Annotated in this window: 4 protein-coding genes; all 4 read left to right on the forward strand. The window is 40.9% G+C overall.

Annotation, left to right across the window (positions count from 1 at the left end; all coding sequences use genetic code 11):
• Window positions 1–199: 199 nt before the first annotated feature.
• Window positions 200–3,307 carry a Rad50 family protein gene (locus tag OGM63_RS00615; RefSeq protein WP_263743557.1) on the forward strand — a complete coding sequence of 1,036 codons (3,108 nt, stop codon included), beginning with the start codon at window positions 200–202 and terminating at the stop codon, window positions 3,305–3,307.
• Window positions 3,308–3,885: 578 nt separating this feature from the next.
• On the forward strand, window positions 3,886–4,659 hold the full coding sequence (aqpZ, locus tag OGM63_RS00620; RefSeq protein WP_318528380.1) for an aquaporin Z: 774 nt from the start codon (window positions 3,886–3,888) through the stop codon (window positions 4,657–4,659).
• 323 nt (window positions 4,660–4,982) lie between these two features.
• Entirely contained in the window at window positions 4,983–5,129 is a 147-nt protein-coding gene (locus tag OGM63_RS00625; protein WP_263743558.1) for a QAALIT motif small membrane protein, read from the forward strand.
• A 192-nt stretch (window positions 5,130–5,321) separates the two neighbouring features.
• Window positions 5,322–6,092, forward strand: coding sequence for a pentapeptide repeat-containing protein (locus OGM63_RS00630; protein WP_263743559.1), 771 nt, complete (start codon window positions 5,322–5,324; stop codon window positions 6,090–6,092).
• The last annotated feature ends 148 nt before the right edge of the window (window positions 6,093–6,240 follow it).

A 6,240-nucleotide genomic window follows, 5' to 3' on the forward strand; every position in this document is an offset into this window, starting at 1 on the left:
GGGCAGACATGTTAATAACAATAAAGCAAAAATTTGCAGTTTTTGAGTTTGTTTGAAGAAATGTCTCAAAAATTAATTTCATAACTGCCGGCAAAACTACTACTAATGATTATGGCTATTTCTTACTGGAGTCAGTGGACATCAAGATAACTGCTCGTTAGGCTGAAATAGCAGTCAGTACCCAGGAGAGAAAATAATTATGTTTTCCAGTTTGCAAACAGCTTTGAAGTTATGTGAAACACACGGATTCCCATCGCTACCAATTGCTCAGGCAGTGGTAATTCCCGAAGTATCACTTGCCTTTTCTGGACCGAAGTTTTTGGTAGCAATGCTATCTGGTGTATTGATGGCATTTGCCTTTCAATTTTTATTAACGAACTTCTCTGTAGCTATAGGAATTTCGGCTTTAGGTGGTGATTCATCTGATGATGATTCTCAAAGCTTGGGTAGCACAATTCGCGGTGTGGAAGCAAAAGTAGGAATTTGGGCACTGATCACCGCGAGTATTGCCTTATTCGTCGCTTCTTTTCTCGCAGTCAAACTAAGCTTAATTGGTAGTGCAGTTTTAGGAGCAATTATTGGTGTAGTCATTTGGTCTGCCTACTTTTCACTAATAGTTTGGTTAGGTTCAACAGCCGTAGGCTCATTAATTGGTTCTCTGGTCAAGACTGCTACTGCTGGCTTTCAAGGAATGATGGGAACAGCAACGGCTGCTTTAGGTGCTAATGCTGCTAAAAATCAAATGGTTTCTACTGCGGAAGATATTACAGCGGCAGTTCGTCGCGAATTAACTTCTGGTTTTGACCCGGATAGTATCAAAAATACGTTACAAAGTTCTTTAAGTTCTTTGCAATTGCCCAAGCTCGATGTGAAAGATATTCGCAGTCAATTTGACCAGTTGCTGAAAGATGTAGATTTACAATCTCTCGGCGATAGTGATATATTGAAAAATATTAATCGCCAGACTTTTGTTGATTTAGTTAGCAGTCGCACAGACTTTTCTCAAAAAGACATAAATAATGTTGCTGACCAATTAGAAGGTGCTTGGCAACAAGTTTTAAATCGAAAAAATCCCACAGAAAAAGTGTTGAGTTTGCTCAAGACTGTAAGTCCGGAAGAACTAAATTCTGATAAATTAGGTGAAAAGCTTCAAGAATTAGTGACATCTGGTGTTGGGAAGGGCAAGGAAAGCAATGGCATGATAAAACAAGCTATTGAATTAGGTTTGGGTGCGGCAGTTCCAGCAATGTTAAAGAACGTCAATCTATCGAATATAGATTTGGAGAAAATCACACCCCAGTTGCAAAAGCTGAAAGAAAAACTCCCGGATGTAGATGTTGAGAAAATTAAACAACAACTACAAAATTTAAGCCAGCAAGCAACAGCAAAATTGCCAGGAGCTAGCAACGCAATTAAGGCAGATGTAGAAGAGTACATTTTGAATTCTTTTCCTTGGCATTTTAATCGGCTGACGATTAAAGATGAATTCAAAGATGTGATTTATGACCAAAACGCAGATGCTGGAAAAGTAAGACGGCAATTAGAAGAACTCAATTTAGAGTATTTTACCAACTTGCTGAAGCAGCGGGGTGATATCAGCGAAGAGCGGATTCAAGAAATTTCCGAGCAAATGGAGAGCGATCGCAACGAAGTTTTAGAAGTTGTTCGGCAAGGTGAATCGCAGCAAACAAGTGAAAACTTCCGCACTCGTATTGAAGAATATCTGCGTTCGACTGGGAAAGAAGAACTCAACCCAGAAGGTATTCAACGCGATTTTGCGAAGTTACTCGAAGATCCAGAAGCGGGTTTTGGAGATTTAAGCGATCGCTTCAAAGAATTTGACCGCGATACTTTGGTACAATTAATTAAGCAACGTCAAGATATCAGCGAAGAAGAAGCTAACAATATTGTTGGTTCAATTCTTAGCACTCGCGATAATGTCTTAAATCGTGCTCAAGAATTGCAAGAACAAGCTAAAGCTAAAGCTGATGAACTACGGCAAAAAGTAGAAGGATATCTGCGGAATACGAACAAAGAAGAACTTAATCCCGACGCTATCAAACGTGAGTTTAAGGTATTGCTGGACGATCCGCAAGCGGGAATTGGCTTACTGCGCGATCGCTTATCGCAATTTGACCGGGATACACTAGTTCAACTGTTGAGTCAGCGTCAAGATTTAAGCGAAGAACAAGTTAACCAAGTTCTCGATAATTTTGAATCTGTACGCAATAATATTTTACAAGCACCGCAGAAAGCGAAAGAACAATATGAACAAACGACAACAGCGATCGCTGAATATCTCCGCAATACCAATCTAGAAGAACTGAATCCAGAAGGTATCAAAGCAGATTTAGAAAAGTTACTCAACGATCCCAAAGAAGGTGCATCTGCTTTACGCGATCGCTTATCGCAAGTTGATCGAGAAACCTTGGTTAAACTCGTTGGTTCGAGCGGTAACTTGAGCGAAGAGCAAGTTAATCAGATAATTGATTCTGTGCAATCAGCGATTGACAACATTATCAAAGCACCACGTCGTTTAGCAAATCGTGCTACCAAAGGAGTTTTAGATTTTGAAGCGAATCTAGAAAACTATTTGCGGAACACGAACAAAGAAGAACTCAACCCAGATAGTATCAAGCGTGATTTACAATTGTTATTGTCTTCTCCCCGTGCAGGAATTGGAAGTTTAGGCGATCGCGTTTCTAAAATCGACCGTTCATCAGTTGTCGCTTTGCTATCTCAACGTGAGGATATCTCTGAAGAAGAAGCAAACCATATTGTAGACCAAATCGAATCGGTTCGCAACTCACTTGTAGAACAGTTTCAACAGATTCAGCAAAGAGTGCAATCGGTGGTTGAGGGAACTTTTGGGAAAATTCGCAACTATCTCAACGCACTGGATCGTCCCGAACTCAACTATGAAGGAATTAAGCAAGACGTGACGAAAGTCTTTGACGATCCCCAAGCTGGATTTGAAGCATTGCGCGATCGCTTGAGTCACTTCGACCGTGATACTCTAGTTGCTGTCATTAGTTCACGTGAAGATATTTCTTTATCCCAAGCTAACAAGATAGTAGACCAAATCGAAGCCTCACGCGATAACGTTTTGTATCAAGCTGAACGCATTCAAAAAGAAACACAAAAACGTTTGAATGCAATCAAAGAGCAAGCGAAAAAGCAAGCTGAAGAAACCAAGAAAACCGTTGCCAGTGCAGCTTGGTGGTTATTTGGTACAGCTTTAACATCCCTGGCAGCTAGTGCAATAGCGGGTGCGATCGCTGTCTCAGGTATACCCTTTATCGGTTAAATCATCTTCATTTTTGCTAGAGACGTTCTGCCAGAACGTCTCTACTACAAATAACATAAATTAAAAGCGGCATTTAGTTCTCACAACTGAATGCCACTTTTTTTCTAATACTTATTTATCGATTATGCAAACACATATATTATCTCATGCAAATTGTAGAGACGTTCCGGCGGAACGTCTCTACGACGGATGTCATATATTATGATAGTTCCGGCGGAACGTCTCTACGACGGATGTCATATATTATGATAGTTCCGGCGGAACGTCTCTACGACGGATGTCATATATTATTATAGTTCCGGCGGAACGTCTCTACGACGGATGTCATATATTATGATAGTTCCGGCGGAACGTCTCTACGACGGATGTCATATATTATGATAGTTCCGCCGGAACGTCTCTACGACGGATGTCATATATTATGATAGTTATGAAATCATCATCTTGCTGAAAAATCAAATCTGTCAAGATGATTTTGAACAGTTTTTATTAATTACCAAATAAACCCAGATGAATTAAAATAAACCGAATAAACTAATGATAAATAAAATTATTATATAGCATTTAGTTATTGGTTAATGAATGCAGTTACTAATAACATGTCACAGTTGAAGCGTTGTCTAGCAGAGTTTATAGGAACTTTCTGGCTAGTATTTGGTGGTTGTGGTAGTGCAGTATTAGCAGCAGCGTTTACAGCAAAAAATGCAAACATTGCTGAGAATATAAGATACCCTATAGGCATCGGATTAGTTGGAGTTTCCTTAGCGTTTGGTTTGTCTGTATTGACAATGGCTTATGCTCTTGGTCATATTTCTGGGGGTCACTTTAATCCAGCGGTTTCTATTGGACTTTGGGCAGCAAAGCGCTTTCCAGCATCAGAGCTTTTATTGTATATTGGCTCTCAGGTATTTGGAGCGATCGCTGCTGCTGGCATTCTCTACCTAATTGCTTCTGGTAAACCAGGATTTACACTATTCGGTGCAAATCCCTTGGCAACTAACGGTTTTGGACCCGATCATTCTCCTGGTGGCTATTCGTTGTTTGCTTGTTTCATTACCGAGTTAGTTCTCAGTTTCATCTTTTTGATCGTTATTTTAGGTGCTACCGACCAGCGTGCGTCTCAAGGTTTTGCTCCCATTGCCATTGGACTAGTATTAACACTGATTCACTTGATTAGCATCCCCGTTACTAATACATCGGTGAATCCCGCTAGGAGTTTGGGTCCTGCGGTTTTCGTGGGTGGTTGGGCAATCGATCAGTTGTGGCTATTTTGGACAGCACCAATTCTAGGAGCTTTTTTGGCAGGAACATTCTATTATCAGCTTTTGTCAGCATCGAAACCACAAAGATGAAAAAACATGCATTTATAGAATGAGTCTTGAGGTCTATTGTTTATTGCATACCGAGGGTGCGATTTTCTTGTGATGGCAAGTCTATGTAGTTGATCCCCAGTCCGAAGTAAAAAATAAAGAATTTATTTATATTGTTTGTAGTTCCTTGTAAGTAATTGGGTATCACCTCTATAATCTGTAATTACGTGATTAGCGTCACCCTAAAAACAGATCCAAATCATTTGTACTACATTCGGTTATCACTTAGATTTGAAGAAAAATAGATCATAAGCTAAAACGGAAATAGTAGTTGAGTGATTATTTAATGGTTGTGAGGGGTGACTATGCTGGAAAAATTATTATTAGCGGCTTTCCTAACTTTTGCAGTTAGCTTATCTACCAAAATAAGTTGGTCTTCATCTAGTCAGACAACTGGAGAGGTCAACTTGTACAATCATGCCATTTTCACTCTGACTCAGCGGGATAACTGAATATATACAGGACTAAGCTGTTGCCCTGACAATTTGCAATCCTTGAAATTTAGAACAAAAGCCTCAAACTTTCTCAATAACTCCAGAACTCTGCCTCCAAAATCTAGTTATACTTGATACTTTCAGCTGAGTTATAACTGTGTCAACCTTCTCAGGCTCAATTTTTAGCCAATAAAGATTTGGACACAGATTATGAAAAAGCAAGCTCTATCCACAGTCGTATTTTTAACCACAATTAGCTTCACAACCGTCGCTCAAGCCGCAAATTCTGAACACATTAAACAGTTGCTAGCAACCAAACAATGTGAAAGCTGCGATTTAAGCGGTGCTGGTTTGGTGCTAGCAGACTTATCTGGAGCCAATTTGAGCAAAGCTAATCTGAGTGGTGCAAACCTCAGTCGTGCCAACTTGAGCGGTGCAGATTTAACAGGTGCCAACTTGAGTGGTGCGAGTTTATTTGGGGTTAACCTCAGCGGTGCGAAACTTAATAAGGCAAATTTGCTGGGTACTGACTTAAGAAATACCTATCTTGCCAACGCAGAATTAAATGATGTCAGCCTGAACAATGCTAACTTACAAGGAGCGCTGGGTATACCATTGCAAGCAGCCAAGCCAGAAGAATTTTATGCTTGGGGTGTAGCAGAAGCGCAAAAAGGCAATCAACAACATGCAATTGATTATTTTAATCAAGCGATCGCCATTAAATCAGATTTTGCCGGCGCTTATCTTGCTCGTGGTGTTGCTCGTTATCAAATTTTAGATAGACAAGGTGCATTTCAAGATGCTCAAATAGCCGAAAACCTCTTTCAAGCCAAAAACGACAACCCCGGAATGCAAACAGCACAAGCTTTTCTTCTCGAACTTAAAACACCCCAAGGTAGCAAAGTCACTACCGGCAAACCTAGTTTAGTTGACTTTTTAGGCGGAGTTGCGTCAGTATTACTTCAGTTCTTTCCTTTTTAGGGGAATGGGGAGTGGGGAGGAGCGGAGGAGCGGAGGAGCGGAGGAGTGGAGGAGCGGAGTTAGAAGTCAAGAGTTACCTTTGTCCTCCTTGTCCCCCACCCCCCCCCCCCCCCCCCCCCCCCCCCCCCCCCCCCCCCCCCCCCCCCCC

Source organism: Plectonema radiosum NIES-515 (assembly GCF_025753815.1).
Taxonomy (GTDB): Bacteria; Cyanobacteriota; Cyanobacteriia; order Cyanobacteriales; family Nostocaceae; genus Hassallia; species Hassallia radiosum_A.

What these genes read in the sequence shown, in the direction of transcription:
- OGM63_RS00630 (WP_263743559.1), top strand. Translation starts at nt 5,322, where the DNA reads ATGAAAAAGCAAGCTCTATCCACAGTCGTATTTTTAACCACAATTAGC.
- OGM63_RS00625 (WP_263743558.1), top strand. Translation starts at nt 4,983, where the DNA reads ATGCTGGAAAAATTATTATTAGCGGCTTTCCTAACTTTTGCAGTTAGC.
- aqpZ (WP_318528380.1), top strand. Translation starts at nt 3,886, where the DNA reads ATGAATGCAGTTACTAATAACATGTCACAGTTGAAGCGTTGTCTAGCA.
- OGM63_RS00615 (WP_263743557.1), top strand. Translation starts at nt 200, where the DNA reads ATGTTTTCCAGTTTGCAAACAGCTTTGAAGTTATGTGAAACACACGGA.